This is a genomic window from Methanothrix harundinacea 6Ac (assembly GCF_000235565.1).
Taxonomy (GTDB): domain Archaea; phylum Halobacteriota; class Methanosarcinia; order Methanotrichales; family Methanotrichaceae; genus Methanocrinis; species Methanocrinis harundinaceus.
Genome location: NC_017527.1, coordinates 147,813 through 163,512 on the forward strand (window position 1 = coordinate 147,813; position 15,700 = coordinate 163,512).

Consider the following 15,700-nt stretch of genomic DNA (forward strand, 5'->3'; position numbering starts at 1 on the left):
AGGGAATCGGCGACGATATCATATCTACCCTTCCAGCCCTCGACCCCGGCGGGTCCGCGCCTGCGGCCCTCCCCGGATCGGGGGGTCGAGACGGGCCGATCACCTCAGGAAGTCGGATCCCCGGTCGAGGAGGAGGTGGAGGTTGTAGCCCAAAAAGGAGGCGAGGGCGATGAAGAGCGCCTCGCCGGGGGCCGCCACAAAGCCGAACCGGACGATGGTGAAGGCGATGATGGCGTAGACGGCGGCGAAGATCGGGGAGTGGACGACCCCCCGGTGGTCGGGCATCAGGAAGCGGAAGAGGTTCCAGCCGACGACGGCGGCGAGGGCCGCAAAAAACCAGGCGATGGCGAGGTTGATGATAGGGTACGGGGTCAAGAGGACGGCGGCCCCCAGGTTCTTGAAGGCGGAGATCCCCACGGCGACGGCGACGAAGGGCTTTGCGATCCTGTGGACGAGGGCCTCGGGGTGGTCCATGTCCGGGAGGTCCGAGCCGATGACGTAGAAGACGTAGCCGAGGGCCATCGCCACGAAGGTCGTCTCGATGGGGAAGCCCAGGTGGACGTCCAGGACCGCCAGAAAGAAGATCGCTATCGGATACGTTAAAATGCCCGCCAGGACGTGCTCGTCGTAGTTCAATGCCTCTCCCCTCAACCGGTCCCTGCAGCGAAATACCGCCGCCGTATATCCCCTTCAGATTCGAATCGACGACGGAAGAGGATTTTATCTTTTCCCTCCGCCGGAGCCGCCGGCTTCACTCCAGGGGCCACTCGCCGACTGCAGAATCGACCTCCTCCATCAGCCGGATCGTCTCCTTGAGGGCGACGACCACCTTCTGGTAGACGGTTAGGTCGTCGTAGGAGAGCTGCCTTCCCCGCCGGTCTTTCAGCCACTTGTCGCAGACCTGGTAGCCGCCGACCTGGAACTCCCAGACCTGGGGAGGGACGCCCTCGAAGTACTGGCTTCTGTTGATGTAGACCCGCCCGACCTCCAGGACCGCGCCGTCGCCAGCTTTCGATCCCGGCTCGCCCTCCCCCGGCGCGAAATATTTGGGGTACCCCTTCTCCACCCGGTTGTCCCCGACGACGGGATAGCGGGTGGCCGGCCGGGCCAGGAGGGGCGACTCCAGGAGGTGGAGGGCCACCAGCTCGCCGCCGAGCTCCACGAGCCGGCGGAACTTCTTCCGATCCGACGTCAGGGGCACCCTTGGAAAGTCGATCTTCAGAAACTCGGCGTACCTCTCCCGGTAGCTCGGCGAGTGAAAGACGGCGTAGATGTAGTCGAAGACGTCTTCCGGCCCGAAGGTCGCCTCGCTGTCTCCCCTCCCGTCCGGCACAAAGGAGAGGCCGAGCTTCTCGGCGAAGTCGGCGACGAACTCGGGGGAGAGGTTCGGGACGCGGCCGTCCTTTCCCGGCGGCCAGTCGGCGCTGGAGAAGGATTTTTGGCGGGAGGAATCTTCGGTGGGGGTGGGGTAGAGGTAGAGGGGGAAGAGATAATTATACTCCCTTGTTTGAAGAGAGATCGTGTTTCCATCTATGGCGTTTTGCGTTACCCACGCATGTTGAAATGTGGAAAGTGAGAGCTGCCTTGTCAGAATAAGACCTAAGTTATTATTTTTCATATGACGCATGACATCAAACCGGGGATATGCTACAAATCCCTTTGAGCGATCATCAATAACAGTCCACCTATTGTCAAAAGGTCTATAAAGAATCGGAGATAAGCCCTTTTCGTCATTAACTATTGCTAAAGCGTGTTCAGATGCCCATTTAATTTTCCAATCACGCCCATCTTTCGGCAAATCGAATTTAGACCTGACCACCTCGGGTTCCATTGACGCAAAATCTCTAAGGATGGCTCTTAACTCAGATATACCTTGAGCGATGGCGATTTTGTCTCTTTTAGTCTGGATCCCACTTGAATATAATCCAAATAGGGAGGTCGTCTGAGGATATTTTAAATATTCATTTTCACTCAAATATTTTGGAACAAAAAAGAACTGATCTTTTTCTGGTTCCAATTCGGTCCACTTAGTGCTTAAAACATCCATCTCTTTAAGCCAGGAGTACTTATTTTCACGAAATCCCCAAAGTTCCGAATGATAAACTCTAGACTTGTCGTTCTTATTTGGATCTCTGACAAAAATTCCGATGGCTACGCCTTGCTGAATATCAAAGACGTTCTCATCCTTGGAACCGTCGGGGGAGCACTCCTTCTTTTTGGCGCTTCCGTGCAGATCCAAAATATAGATCTCCGAGAAGGTCTCCATCAGCGACTGGCGCATTCTTCAGTGAGTTATTCCGTCGATGTAGGTGTTGTTGGTGATGAAGGCCAGAACCCCATAGCCCGTTTGCTCGATCCGCCACTGCCCCCAGCGGATGAACTTGATGAAATCGTCATCTAAATTGAGCTTCTTCTCGTTCAGGTCCTTTTTGTAGTCCTTGAGCTGATCGAGAATCCATTCTCCCCGATTCATCCTCCCGAAGTTGGAGTAAGGCGGATTTCCGATCACCACCATAATCGGCCTATCCCGCTTCATCACTGAGGCCGACTGGGCTTCCCGGCCGATCGCCTCGTACCCCCAGAGGTTCTTCCAGGGGTTCTCGGCCTCCTCCAGGGTGTTGGTGAGGTAGACCCCCAGCCTCTCGTCGCTTTTGAAGTCGTAGATCCAGTCCCCTCTTTCGGCCTCGGGGAGGTCCTGGCCCGCCAGCATCATCCCGAGCTTGAAATGGGCGACGGCGTAGGGGGCCATCAGAAGCTCAAAGCCGAAGATCCGGGGGAGGAGGTGGTCTCTTACGTAGGCCGACCAGTACCCGGCGTTCCCGTGGGCCATGAAGTCCTGGCGGATGTGGTCGATGACGGCGTAGAGGAAGGTCCCCGTCCCGCAGGCGGGGTCGAGGATCAGAACCTTGGGGGAGGTCTTCGTCACCCTCTCGGGGAGCTTTGACGGGTCCGGCTTCCCGTAACGGTCCATGACCGGCGCCTCCTCCTCGTAATCGACCGTCGAGGAGTCCATCAGCCCACCCCCCAGGCCGAAGTGGCTCTTGAGGATCGAGTCGACGGACCGGACGATGTAAGAGACGACGGGCTCGGGGGTGTAGTAGACCCCCCGCCTCTCCCGAAGTTTTGGGTCGTAGGCGGCAAGGAACGTCTCGTAGAAGTGGACGACCGGGTCCTCCTGCTTCGTCCTCTTCCCGAAGTCGGCGAGGACCGAATCGAGGTCGGTGTGGTCGAGGATGGTGACGACGTCCTCGACGTAGTCGACGTACGGCTCGTCGTCGAGGGCCGTCCCCGTGATCGTCTCGAAGAGCTGGCGGAGGAAGGGGTTGGTCCTGGGGATCGACCTTGCCGCCCCGAGGCGGCGGAAGGGCTCGGGGCCCGCGTGGTTGCACCGGGCGGCGAAAAGGCCGTAGACGATCGTCTGGGAGTACATGTCCGCGAACTCGGCGGTCTTCTCCGGCAGGTCCAGGTCGGGGATCAGGACCTCGGCGAAGGCCCGCCGCAGGTTACGAAGCTCTGTCGAGGCGAGGTCCTGCTCGAAGGCCTTGACGACCGCCCTCTGGATCTCTCGGGCGAGCCGTGCCAGCCTCTCGGATAGTTCCTTCGAGGAGGTGATGGGCACGGGGCTCTGGTCGAGGAAGCTCTCGAATAGGCGGACGAGATCGGCCTCCCCCTTCTTTTCGGAGACGATCTTGCCGTCTCTTGTGAGCCTCGCCAGGCGGGCGCGCTCCCGAAGCTCGCCCCGATGGTACCAGCGAAACTCCAGGTAGTCGGTGAGGACGAGGTTCTCCAGGGATCGGAGGTAGCGGTCCAGCTGCTCGGACCTCTCCGCCTCGTCCAGGGACCTTCCGATGTCCTTCGCCTCGATGTACCCGATGGAGAGGCCGCCCCTCTTGACGACGTAGTCCGGCGCTCCACACTCGACCCTTTTGGGCTCGTTGATGGCGACGATGTCGGGGGAGAAGGACTCCACGAGGGCCTTCAGCGCCCCTCGGTGGGTATGCTCCGTCGAAACGCCGGTCCCAAACTCCCGCTTAACCTCTGCCAGGTAGGATTTTAAGTCGCCCATCTCTTCATCGCCGCCGGATCGTCCCTGATCTCAAAAATCATAAAATCTGATTAGATATAAGTGGCCTTTGCTTACTGAGCCGAAGGGCCACATTCCAGGATAATTATATACCTCTTCAGAGCCAAAGTTGAGTTGATGGAGAGCATAGAAGAGCTGATGGCCCAGCTCCCACCAGACCTCCAGCAAGAGGTCAAGGATTTCGCCCGGCACCTGGTGGAGAAGAAGGCGAAGCCGAGACGAAAGAAGCTCCGTCTGACCTGGGCAGGGGGCCTCCGAGAATTTCGCGACCAATACACATCGCTAGAGCTTCAAAAGAAATCCCTCGAATGGTGGGGCGATTGATGTACCTGGTCGACTCCAACGTATGGCTCGAACTTCTCTTGGAGCAGGAACGAGCAGAGGAAGTTGCCCAGTTCCTCCAGATCGTCGGAACGGATGAACTTTGGATTACCGAATTCACTATCTATTCAATTGGGATCATAATGACCCGACTGAATAAAGACGAGATCTTCGAGGACTTTTTATCTGACGTTTTGGAGGATTCAGGTGTTAAAAGGGTCTGCCTCTCAATCGGTGACTTGAAGCAGGTCATCCAGGTGGCGCGAAAATTCCGTCTCGACTTCGACGATGCATACCAGTACGTCGCAGCGGAGAAAAATGACCTATGTTTGGTGAGCTTCGACGCCGATTTTGACAGGGCCGAGATGGGACGACGAACCCCTTCAGAAATACTGGCCTTATAGCATACGAGTAGTGACTCAAATCCCAATCCCTCGATCCAGCCCCGCAACTCGTGCGAGGTTGACGGCCTCAGCGTACTCCCGGAGGGTGATCGGCCGGGAGAGCTCCGGGAACTGATGGGCCCGATAGCAGGGGTGGTACTGGGCCATGACGTTCAGGTAGGTCTCGGGGGAGACCTCCTCGGCCAGGAACCTCACCACCTCGGCCGTCCCGGCCAGGTTCTCAGGCAGGACCAGGTGGCGGACGAGGAGCCCCCGGACGGCGACCCCGTCGTCGCCGACCTCCAGGGGGCCCACCTGCCGGTGCATCTCCAGGATCGCCGCCTTCATCACCCCCGTATAATCAGCGGCGTCGGAGTACTTTTTGGCGGCGGCGTCGGTCCCGTATTTTGCGTCGGGCATGTAGATGTCGAAGATCCCGTCCAGGAGCCGCAGGGTCTCGACGGAGTCGTACCCCCCGGAGTTGTAGACCAGCGGGACCGAGAGGCCCATCTCCGTCGCCTCGACGAGGGCCTCCAAAATTTGGGGTACGAAGTGGGTGGGGGTGACGAAGTTGACGTTGTGGCATCCGCCGTCCGCAAGGCAGACCATCATCTCGGCGAGCTTCGTCGCTGAGACCTCACGCCCCTCCCCCAGATGGCTTATATCGTAGTTCTGGCAGAAGACGCAATCAAGGTTACAGCCGGTCATGAATATCGTCCCCGAGCCGTGAGAGCCGACGAGGGGCCGCTCCTCGCCGAAGTGGGGGGTGAAGCTCGATACCCGGGCGTACCGGCCGCTGCGGCAGTAACCGAGCTCCCCATCCAATCGATTTACGCCGCAGGACCGGGGGCATATCTCGCAGCTTTCGAGGCTGGCGAGAGCAGCCTCGGCCCGCTGCCGCATCTCCTCAGGAGGCATCTGGTTGTAGCTCGCCAATGGGCATCACCTCAAAAACAGAGTCTTGGAATTACTTCATCTCTGATGGTAGATACTTTTGACGGTGGCCCTTTGTCGGCTCCAGACAACAAGATCCGTGATGTTGAATCCGGGAGAGATGGGCACCACCATCCGACCGAAACCTGAGATCAAAAGGGGGACGAGTTAAGGGGAATTTCGCTCGCTATTACCAAAAATTCCGATCGCTCGAAGTAAGATAAGAGTTCCTGCAAATCCCTCATTGGCTTATCCAGTAATCGGGATAATCTAATGAGGGAAACTCACCTCGAACCTGGTGATATTCGTCTTCCTGTCGAGTATCCTAGTTCTTCAGCCTTGGCGTAAGCTTCGTTAGCCTCGGCCACCTTGCCAAGATATTCGAGAACAACGCCTTTGCTAAACCAAGGATAGGCAAATTCAGGATCGAGCCGGATGGCTTCGTCGTAGGCCTGTATCGCCTCATCGTACTTGCCCTGCATCACGAGAGCATTGCCTTTGTTATTCCATGCTTCTTTATAATCAGGATTGAGCCGAATGGCTTCGTCGTACGCCTGGATCGCCTCATCATACTTGTCCTGTTCGTATAGAGCATTACCTTTGTTATACCATGCCCCAGCAAATTCAGGATCGAGCCGTATGGCTTCGTCGTAAGCCTGGATCGCTTCGTCGTATTTGCCCTGCATCCTGAAAGAATTGCCTTTGCTAACCCACACATCGGCTTCTTCAGGATCGAGCCGTATGGCTTCGTCGTACGCCTGGATCGCTTCGTCGTATTTGCCCTGCATCCTGAAAGAATTGCCTTTGCTAACCCACACATCGGCTTCTTCAGGATCGAGCCGTATGGCTTCGTCGTAAGCCTGGATCGCTTCGTCGTATTTGCCCTGCATCCTGAAAGAATTGCCTTTGCTAACCCACACATCGGCTTCTTCAGGATCGAGCCGTATGGCTTCGTCGTAGGCCAGGATACCTTCGGTGTAGTTTCCTAGCTCAGATAGAGCATTGCCTTTATTATACCAGGTCATTGCATTATCGGGATCGAGCCTGATGGCTTCGTCGTACGCTTGGATGGCCTCGGGGTAATTCCCCTGTTCATAGAGAGCACTGCCTTTGTTAATCCAGGCATCCACATAATTGGGATGCAGTCGAATGGCCTCATCATAAGCCTGGATTGCCTCATCGTACTTGCCCTGGTCCGCGAGAACCGTGCCTTTGTTAGACCAGGCAACTGCAAGCTCAGGATCAAGCCTGATAGCCTCGTCAAACGCTTGGATTGCCTCGGTGTAATTGCCCTTCATCCAGAGAGGTTTACCTTTATTATTCCAAGGCGCAGCATCTTCAGGATCTAGCTCGATAGCTTTGTCTAAAGCATGGATGGCCTCGTCATACTTGCCAAGTTCATTGAGAGCATTGCCTCTGTTATTCCAGGCATCCGCGTCCTCGGGATCTAGCCTGATAGCTTCGTCGTAAGCTGGTATAGCCTCGGCGTAATTGCCCTGCATCCCAAGAGCGACCCCTTTGTTATACCAGGTCGTTGCATCTTCAGGATCGAGTCGGATGGCCTCGTCAAAGGCTTGGATAGCTTCGGTGTAGTTTCCCCGCTCAAATAGAGCATCGCCTTTTTTATGCCAGGCAGCGGCTAACTCAGGATCGAGCCTGATGGCCTCATCATAAGCCAGAATAGCTCCGGTGTAGTTTCCCCGCTCAGATAGAGCTTTGCCTTTGTTGTACCAGGCACCCGCATACTCGGGATCAAGTCGGATGGCCTCATCAAAACAACGGGTTGCCTCGGTATAGTTGCCCTGATTCCCGAGAGCAATACCCTTATTATTCCAGGCAGCGGCAAACTCAGGATCGAGCCTGATAGCTTCGTCGTAAGCTTTGATCGATTCGTCGTAATTTCCCTGGTAATCGAGAGCTAAGCCTTTGTTGTTCCATGCCGAAGCGTATTCGGGATCCAGTCTTATTGCCTCGTCGTAAGCCTGAACGGCTTCGGTGTAATTACCTCGGTAATAGAGTGTTAAGCCTTTGCTGTACCAGGCATCCGCATACTCGGGATCGAGTCTGATGGCCTCATCAAAAGCTTCTATAGCCATGGTGTAGTTGCCCTGCATTCCGAGAGCGATGCCTTCGTTGAGCCATTCTTCAGCAGTCTGCTGACCACATATAGGCAAAGCTAGCGCCGTTGTGATCAGCAGGCCTAAAATAAGCTTAAGGCTCGTCTTCGTCATCATCTTGAAGAAAGATAGAAGTCTTACTAACTAAAATATTTTTCGGTATTTTCAGGCCTAAAGTGAATCCCACCACTCTAGCGTACCTATCCCTCATCTCCGCCTTCTATCCTTCCATCTCGATATGCGCGGTATGACACCTGGCCGCCCAGGTACAGGAACACCGAATATGGAGGATTGTAGTCTTCAGTTTTTTATTGTTCAAATCCTTTGTATCTCTTCCGTTTGTAGTTGATGTCAGCCTACAGATATACCAATTTCGGAACAAGTTCGGTTCAGGTCGGAGATGAACGAACTGAGCCTTGAGATCGTCAAATAGGATGGATATCATCGATCTCTTGGAGAAATGCGGCCTCAAAGTGAGGGCAGAAAGATCTACCTATGTATTCATAAATGATGCGGGGGCCTATATCTAAAAATCAGCATGTTTCAGAGGTAATTCTACAGAGATGGGACTTTATAGCCCCATCACCTCCTTCATCAGATAAAATATCTCCGTGTTGTCGATCCGTCCTCTGGAAAACCTCTCGGCTCCGGGGCCGCTGGCCATGAGGGGGACGTCGACGGCGGTATGAGTCGACATTCCCGTCGGGGTGAGGTTGTATCCCTCTCCAGGAATGAAGGCGAGGCCGCTGGCGAAGACGGGAACTCCCGCAGAATAGTCGTCGAAATCCACCGCCCCGAGGACGAGCCCCCCAGCTTCGTGATCCGAGGTCACCACCACCAGGGTGTCGCCGGAACGTTCGCCGTAATCGAGGGCAGCCTTCACAGCCTCATCGAAGGCCAGGGTCTCTGCGGCGGTGTTCTCGTAGGACCTTATGTGGCAGGCATGGTCGATGGTCCCGCCCTCCACCATGAGGAAGAAGCCGTCTTCGTCGTGAGAGAGGATCTCGATGGCCTTCTCGGTCATCTCCGAGAGGCTGGGCTCTCGATCGGTCTCGTTCCTCCTCCTAAGCTCGAAGACGAGATGGGAGCTGCCGAATAGCCCCAAAAGCTTCTCCGTCTCTTCCGGGTCGATCTTCAGAAGCTCCGTCCGGTTGTATACGAAGACGTATCCGAGATCCTGGGCCTGCGCCAGAAGGTCTTGGTCGTCATCTCGAGAGCTCGCCCCGCCGAGGGGGTCCGTCTCGTTAATGCCGACGAAATAGCAGAGGCCTCCGCCCAGAGCCACATCGACGCCGCTCGCCAGAAACTGCTCTGCGATGCGGTTCTCTTTGTCCCTGTCGTTTACGTGAGCGTAGAAGGAGGCGGGGGTGGCGTGGGTTATCCTCATGTTGGTGACGACTCCCGTAGCCTTCCCCTCGGCCTCGGCGAGCTCCAGGATGGTGGTGAGGTTCTCGCCATCCTGCACCCCAAAGATGGAGGTTTCATCCTGGCCGATTATCCCAAGTTTCGTCTTGTGGCCGGTGGCAAGGGTGGTTCCAGCGGCAGCAGAGTCGGTTACAAAGCTGTCGGCGGAGGAGGTTGAGGAGTACCCCGCATACTCCATCCCGTCCATGAAAAGCTCCGCGTCCGTGTAATTGGAGAGGTTCTCGTCAGCCTTCGCCCACCGGGCGGCGGTCATCTGCGCGAAGCCCATCCCGTCCCCGATCAGAAAGATCACGCTTCTGGCCTCTTTCGGCTCAGCCCCATCGTCGGTCTCCAGGGCGATCCCGTACAGAGAGAACGAAACCAAGAGAAGGATCAAGACCCCGGCGGCTGCATGTAGCCTATTCATATTTCCACCTATACTTATTTAAGAGATAGTTGTTCCGTCCTGGGTTAAAAGACTTTGGATCGGTGTCTGGAAATTGCGTGAGATGGTCACCAAGCCATGATACTACAATGAGGCGGATGATCATGCTCTTCGAGAAGCCGGAATCCCTGAAGCTCTTAAAAGACCTCTTCGTCAAGCTCTACCGCATCTACTACGACTTTGGGGGCGTTGAGTTTCTGGAGGACGAGATGTACTTGATCCTGGAGACGATGGCGCCCGAGCTGGAGGAGATGGACGGGGGGACCCGGGATGGACTGATGAGAGACATCCGGGCGATTTATGAGGAGGACGACTCGGTCCTGAAGAGCTTCATCTACGAGCCGGTGGAGGAGTATCTGTAGCTGAAGTGAAATAAAAGTGTCTGGTCAATTCGATGCCCTGACGATTCATCCACTCCTGAATCATCCCTGCACCCCTTATGCATGGTTATATCCCAAATTTTTATGCAATTGTGGCGTTGAAACCGACGGTAAGAAGTATAATAAAATTGGAGTTGGGCATCCCCCAGGATGCCCTCTTGTCCTGGTATCCCCCTACTCGAACTTTATGGCCCTATCATACACGATCTCCGAGTAAGATGGCCCTGTCTTTGTAGCCTCTTCCAGATACATCCTCCAGGCGATGAAGAGCGGTTGGTCCAGATCTATGCCGTAGCCACCCCTGCCATAGGGAAGCTCATAGCAGTGTGGATCGCCTTCACAATTCCTGGCGATCTTATAGACGTAGAGGTATTTCGCATCGGGATTATCAGGGAGGTACTCCTCAGCAGTTCCATTGAAATCCTGGTCAGTGATCATCCCAACGCCGTTCCATATATCTGCACCGTATGGGACGAAGTTCTGGTACGTCGCCTTTCCTGTGGCTACGTGGTTGACCCCATAGACGATGATGAACTCATTGGTGTCATTGGCCAGAGTAATGGGTGAATCTTGCAGGTAACTGTAGTACTGTGAAAGATCAGGGAAAGGAGGTGTCTGCGAAGCTATCGTTTGGGTTGCTGTCCATAGATAGAGGGCATCGTTGGTAGGGCCATAGCCGTCGAATCCTGTTTGAATATAATCGGTGCCTGCATTCAGCCCAATACTGGTGGGAAGCTCTGTGGCATTCAGATCAGCATACCTGTCAAGAATCGCAATCCTCAGCTCTTCGAGGTCGTCCATGAGGTCAAACTCTGTCGTTCCCGTCCCCTGGACCCTTATCTCCGGCATATCATACGGATCCGGTTCTGCGGATTCATTGGGAGTTATGCGGAAGACAGCTGCGGGTTTATTATCGATGTAGTCGTTGCCGGCTTGCTCATCTGCGAATAGAGATCCACGGATGAATACGGCAAATGTATCGGAGTCGTTCTCCACACCCAGGTTCAACATGGCCGAGGGGAGCACGAGGGTGTTAATTATGCCCTCGGAGTATCCCGCGTTTTGGGCAGCCGCGCGGATCCTTTGATCGATCCCTTTATCGGCTGTGCTGACTACTATGGTGGTTTGATCGTAGGGATTTCCAGGAGACCCATCAGGAGTCCCTTCGGTGTTTATGACCATGTTGTTCACCGTATCGCCGAAAGGTGCGAAGATCCATCGGGTCTCATCTCCATATGTCCTCTCCATCAAGAATTGGTCGAGACTGAAGTATCTGCACTCCGGTGGTGTCCTTCCGACGAATACAACGGCTTCATCTGGGCGAAGACTCCAGAAAGGAGTTACCTTTGAGTTCACTCCAAGAAATTGAATTATCTCAGAGATCGTTCCAGTGACCTCGTGACCTGATGCTGGTGGAACTAGATACAACAAATACTTCGTGGCGGGATTGTTTCCGTATACAGAAGGCAACACCCCACTATCATATAGCTTCATAAAATCAAAAAAACCCAGTCCACCTTGCTGTACGGTGAATCCATCCACTTCCAGGGCCTGCTTAAAAGCCTCCACGTCTCCAATATCTACATCCTCTCCAAGGCCGGTTCCTATCAACACGGCGAATCCGACTGCGAGCAGCATATAACGTCGCATATGCCAAATCCCTCCGGCCTATATATTTCGACCCAATCTATTAAAAACTTTCTCCACATTGAGGAACCTGCACTGGAGAATCAAGATCTTATGGGCCATTTATGTCTCTTAGAGATGATTTTAAATCTCTGAGATAGTTATTATAAATACAAACTTTGATTGAATCGGGCCAGAGTTTTACAAGATGGCTCATTTGGCGTCCCGCAACAAATATCTTCAAACTCAATTGGCGTGATGCCAAGGTACGAGTTCCAGAAAGCTAACTCGAAGTCACTTCAACAGCGGAAGTCTTTTGATGGTTCAGTTAGGTCCGTTGGCCGCCATGATTCTAGTGCAAAAATCGGCTTACTGAGGGGCCATTCATTACCGCGGATGGACCACTAAAAAAAAGCCGCTGAAGGGGATCAGAGGAACCTGATCCCCTTCGGCATCTCCCCGAACCGCTCCCGGAAGGCCTCGGGCCAGTTCTCCTGGTCCAGCCCCTTCTGGGCGAGGAAGGCGCTCGCCCACCGCTCCAGGCCCACGCCGGAGCAGCCGCTCCATAGCGGGTCGCCGGACTGGGCCTTGACGTTGAACCCCCTGGGGTACTTGTCGCCGTTTATGGAGAGGTTCTGAAACTCGATCCAGGAGCCGTTGTAGGGTAGGAGCGCCTCGTAGTCGACGGTCCCGGCCCCAGTCATCTCCGATAAGCCCGTCTTCCCCTCCTGGGCCATGAACCAGGGGGTCACCCAGGCCATCCGCCACCGCAGCTCCAGGATCTCCTCGAAGATCCTCCTGTAGCAGTCCTTGAGCTTCTCCGCCTCCTCCTTCACCTGCTCCTGGGTCCCCATCCAGACGATCTCGATCCGGTGGAACTCGTCCACCCTCTCGATCCCGTGGATCCCGCCGCTCTCATACCTGTGGCTCGTCCCCGACCGGTCGAAGATCCTGATGGGGAGGTCGTCGCTGGGGAGGGTCCTCCCCTGGAAGAAGACCCAGGAGGGGGGACACTGGGCGTAGCACATCCCGCCGATGGGATCGTCTATCTTCTCCCTGATCAGCTTCACCGGGACCTCTCTTGTCACCTTGTAGTGGTCCATCACCTCTTCCCAGAACTTGGGGTCCCGGGTCTTGGGGGGAGAGACGTAGTAGATCTCCGGGTACACCCCCAGGGCGTGGCCGGACCTCTTCCATACCTCCCAGGGGACGAGCTTCGGAAAGATCATCTCTCGGTAGCCGAGGGGGCCTATCATCTCCTCGAGGACGATCCTCTCGAAGGCCCGGAAGAGGTGGGTCCCCTCGGGGCCGTAGATCCACTGGCCCCGGCTCGCCCCGTGCTTGATCCAACCCCGGCCGACCATCTCCTCGGTGGGGTCGCCCTCGAACTTCGCCGGCCGTTCTGGACTTTGCCAGAGGAGCTCCCAGTGCTCCGCCTTCCCGCCGTACCCCTCCGCCTGGATCTTCTCGTCGAGGAGGCTCACTATCCTGTCGGGGACCTGGTTACGCAGGTCCGCCTCGTCTACGTCCAGGGAGAGGGTCAAGGTCCCGTCCCGGTGGACCATCTCCCGGACGTGAGGTATCTTGTGATCGATGGAGATCTTCGATTCAACCTCGATCTCGTACTTAGCGACCTCGATCCCCCTCACCCCGACCCTGTACTTCTTGCCGAGGAGATCAGCGAGGGGCCGTCGGAGCCGGAGGAGGGCGTCGTGGGCCCTGACGTACCGGTCGCTCTCGATGACGACGGATATCTCGGCCTCGCCGAGGTTCCAGCTCAACACCTCAGCCCCCTTCCCGCCGGCAGCCCCCTTCTTCAGAAGGTCGGCCGCACCATTGAAGAACTCCCTGAGTTCCGTTTCGGCGGCGCCGGCGTCGGCGCTCAGCCTGAAGCTCGCCTCCAGATGAAACTTCAACTCCCCACCTCTTCAACTTTATCCAGTAGATCCCTTGCGATCTTCACGTTCATGATAAGGTCGTCGGCGGTGGCGAGGATCGTCCCCGCCCTCTCGGCGGAGAACTCCACCAGAAACTCCCCGTCCCCGACGACGACCTTCATCCCCGGGAGGTTGTCGGGATGGAGGGACGATGCCGCCGCCTCCGCCCCCTCCCCCTCAAACTTCAGCCTCGACCGGATCATCTCCTCCTCCCCTCCGAGAGCTGCCGGCCCACCGCCCCATCGACGGCGGCTATGAACTCCTCCTCCGATCCGAGGGGGATCGAGGCGCCGCTGGCGACGCTGTGCCCCCCGCCGTTCCCGCCCACCGCCTCTGCCGCCCCCTTCAGGGCGGAAGAGAGGTCCAGGCCGCAGAATACGAGGAGGCGGTTCCCCCGGGCCGAGACCTTGACGATCCCCTCGGACCTGTTAAGGATGAGCATAGGCCTATCGGCGTAGAGGTACCTGACAGAGAGGCCGCAGACGACCCCCGCGGCGTCCATCTCGTTGAGGACGGCGTACCGGAGGTTCTCCGTCTCCCGAAGCCGCTCCTGGACGAGGCGGACCTCCTCTAAGATCTGGGCCCTGTAATCCCGGTCGATCTTCCTGCACTCCCCGAGGAAGGCCTTATCCCTCATGCAGAGGGTGAGGGCCATCCCCGTCTCCTTCATCTTGCCGCAGGAGTTGAGGATCCACATCAGCTCGAAGGCGTTCTCTACGACCTCCCTCTTCAGCCTGATCGTCTCACCGACGACGGAGTCGGCGGCAGTGCTCCCCTGCAGGAGGAGCTTGAGAACCAGGGCGGTCGAGAGGCGGGAGAGCTCCTTTCTGCCAATCCTTGGAAGCTCGCCGGATACTCCGACCTCCTCGAGGAAGGCCTTCGCCCTCCCGGGATCGCCGGTGATCTCCAGGAGGGGGTCGAGGGACCCCGCCAGGACCTCCACCAGGGGGCCGTCGTCCATCTTGAGGCCGGGGGCCACATACACCACCCCCGAGGCCGCCGCCTCCTCCAGGATCGTCCTGTTCGCCCCCACCATCATCTGCCGGTCGCCGAGGGCCCCCACCAGGGCGAGGCCCGCGAGGTCTACGTTATCCCCCATCTCCCGGACGACGGTGTAGACCGTCCCCGAGCCGCTCATCTCGAAGGCGCCGTCGACCCCCACCAGGTGGGGGTTGACGTGGACGCAGTCGATATCCCCGACGGGGGTATGATGGTCGAAGACGAAGACCTCCCCCTCTATCTTGGATATAAGATGGGGCTTTCCGCTCCCCATGTCGCAGAAGACCACCGGCGGCTCGACGGAGTCGATGACCTGCTGGTCGAGCCTGCTGACCAGGGTGGCATGAAAGGGTATATTCGCCCGCCTGAGGGCGGTGCAGATCAGGCCCGCGGAGGTTATCCCATCGGCATCGTTGTGGGATATGACCCTGACGTTCTCGCACTCCAAGAGGGAGCTGGCGGCGGGCTTCGCCAGCTTCTCCAGCCGCTTCATGTGATGAGCATCTCAGCGGTCTCGGGCCTGTACTGCCAGTTCTCCGGCAGCCTCCCAGTCCGGCGGTAGTACTTGGCGAGCCGGCGGATCTTGTTCTCAGTAAGCTGGAGCCACCTTCTGTTGTGAAGGTCCTTCTTGTTGCTCTCCAGGTGCTTTCTCATCCCGATCGCCTTCCGCATCAGGTTTGCGAGGTCCTCAGGGATCTCCTGCACCTCGGCGTTCTCCCTCAGATAGCGGGTGAGCTTCGTCCCCAGGATCGGCTTTGAGCTGGGGACCCCATACTGGTCCCGGAGGGTGAGCCCGATCATGGTGGGGGCGACGCCGCTTCCGTGGAGCCTCAGGACGTGCTTTCCCAGCTCCTCCTTGTTCATATCGCACCACTCGGGCGGAGTTGATCGAAAAGGCGGCCTCGACCTCGAGGAACCCTTTCTTCTGGTGTGCATTCTGGCCATATCGAATCCTCATTATAATCCTAAGTCAGATGAAGGCGAAGGTAACCACTCCACCCTACCATGCGATAAATAGCTTGCGGCCTTGGCCGCCGCCCGTCCTCCGGGGTCAGATCCGATCGCTGCCGG

14 protein-coding genes are annotated in these 15,700 nt (G+C 56.9%); 3 read left to right on the plus strand and 11 right to left on the minus strand.

Annotated features, from left to right (window positions below; all coding sequences use genetic code 11):
• Positions 1-99 precede the first annotated feature (99 nt).
• From MHAR_RS00690 to MHAR_RS13855, 3 genes are all read right to left on the minus strand, one after another.
• Positions 100-651 (minus strand): metal-dependent hydrolase, encoded by a 552-nt coding sequence (locus tag MHAR_RS00690; protein ID WP_228369577.1) that lies wholly within the window; start codon positions 649-651, stop codon positions 100-102.
• A gap of 100 nt (positions 652-751) precedes the next feature.
• A complete protein-coding gene (locus MHAR_RS13850) occupies positions 752-2,281 on the minus strand; it encodes a type ISP restriction/modification enzyme (protein ID WP_014585718.1) in 1,530 nt (509 codons plus the stop codon).
• A 3-nt stretch (positions 2,282-2,284) separates the two neighbouring features.
• Positions 2,285-4,066, minus strand: coding sequence for a hypothetical protein (locus MHAR_RS13855; RefSeq protein ID WP_014585719.1), 1,782 nt, complete (start codon positions 4,064-4,066; stop codon positions 2,285-2,287).
• 135 nt (positions 4,067-4,201) lie between these two features.
• Here MHAR_RS13855 and MHAR_RS00700 point away from each other — a divergent pair, with 135 nt between their 5' ends.
• Together MHAR_RS00700 and MHAR_RS00705 are read left to right on the plus strand one after the other, a co-directional pair.
• Positions 4,202-4,408 (plus strand): DUF2281 domain-containing protein, encoded by a 207-nt coding sequence (locus MHAR_RS00700; protein ID WP_048144197.1) that lies wholly within the window; start codon positions 4,202-4,204, stop codon positions 4,406-4,408.
• Positions 4,408-4,809 (plus strand): type II toxin-antitoxin system VapC family toxin, encoded by a 402-nt coding sequence (locus tag MHAR_RS00705; protein WP_014585720.1) that lies wholly within the window; start codon positions 4,408-4,410, stop codon positions 4,807-4,809. Before MHAR_RS00700 ends, MHAR_RS00705 begins: the two co-directional genes overlap by 1 nt.
• Before the next feature lie 15 nt (positions 4,810-4,824).
• Here the strand turns inward: MHAR_RS00705 and MHAR_RS00710 are convergent, their stop codons facing one another.
• The 3 genes from MHAR_RS00710 to MHAR_RS00720 all read right to left on the minus strand — a co-directional run bounded on the left by MHAR_RS00710 (position 4,825) and on the right by MHAR_RS00720 (position 9,669).
• On the minus strand, positions 4,825-5,724 hold the full coding sequence (locus MHAR_RS00710) for a radical SAM protein (protein ID WP_014585721.1): 900 nt from the start codon (positions 5,722-5,724) through the stop codon (positions 4,825-4,827).
• Between the two features lie 281 nt (positions 5,725-6,005).
• Positions 6,006-7,955: a tetratricopeptide repeat protein gene (locus tag MHAR_RS00715; protein WP_052300965.1), complete on the minus strand. Its 1,950-nt coding sequence runs from the start codon at positions 7,953-7,955 to the stop codon at positions 6,006-6,008.
• 454 nt (positions 7,956-8,409) lie between these two features.
• Positions 8,410-9,669 (minus strand): alkaline phosphatase, encoded by a 1,260-nt coding sequence (locus MHAR_RS00720; protein WP_014585723.1) that lies wholly within the window; start codon positions 9,667-9,669, stop codon positions 8,410-8,412.
• Between the two features lie 107 nt (positions 9,670-9,776).
• On the opposite strand from MHAR_RS00720, the gene MHAR_RS00725 reads away from it, so the two are divergent.
• Positions 9,777-10,049 (plus strand): hypothetical protein, encoded by a 273-nt coding sequence (locus tag MHAR_RS00725; RefSeq protein ID WP_014585724.1) that lies wholly within the window; start codon positions 9,777-9,779, stop codon positions 10,047-10,049.
• A 192-nt stretch (positions 10,050-10,241) separates the two neighbouring features.
• On the opposite strand, the gene MHAR_RS00730 is transcribed toward MHAR_RS00725, so the two are convergent.
• From MHAR_RS00730 to MHAR_RS00750, 5 genes are all read right to left on the minus strand, one after another.
• Positions 10,242-11,705 carry a hypothetical protein gene (locus MHAR_RS00730; protein ID WP_228369578.1) on the minus strand — a complete coding sequence of 488 codons (1,464 nt, stop codon included), beginning with the start codon at positions 11,703-11,705 and terminating at the stop codon, positions 10,242-10,244.
• 416 nt (positions 11,706-12,121) lie between these two features.
• Positions 12,122-13,609, minus strand: coding sequence for a serine--tRNA ligase (locus MHAR_RS00735; RefSeq protein ID WP_014585726.1), 1,488 nt, complete (start codon positions 13,607-13,609; stop codon positions 12,122-12,124).
• A complete protein-coding gene (locus MHAR_RS00740; RefSeq protein ID WP_014585727.1) occupies positions 13,606-13,833 on the minus strand; it encodes a KEOPS complex subunit Pcc1 in 228 nt (75 codons plus the stop codon). The genes MHAR_RS00735 and MHAR_RS00740 overlap by 4 nt, the downstream gene beginning before the upstream one ends.
• Positions 13,830-15,122, minus strand: a complete 1,293-nt coding sequence (locus tag MHAR_RS00745) for a DHHA1 domain-containing protein (RefSeq protein ID WP_014585728.1) — start codon at positions 15,120-15,122, stop codon at positions 13,830-13,832. Before MHAR_RS00745 ends, MHAR_RS00740 begins: the two co-directional genes overlap by 4 nt.
• Positions 15,119-15,574, minus strand: coding sequence for a 30S ribosomal protein S15 (locus MHAR_RS00750; RefSeq protein WP_048144199.1), 456 nt, complete (start codon positions 15,572-15,574; stop codon positions 15,119-15,121). The genes MHAR_RS00745 and MHAR_RS00750 overlap by 4 nt, the downstream gene beginning before the upstream one ends.
• Positions 15,575-15,700: the final 126 nt, after the last annotated feature.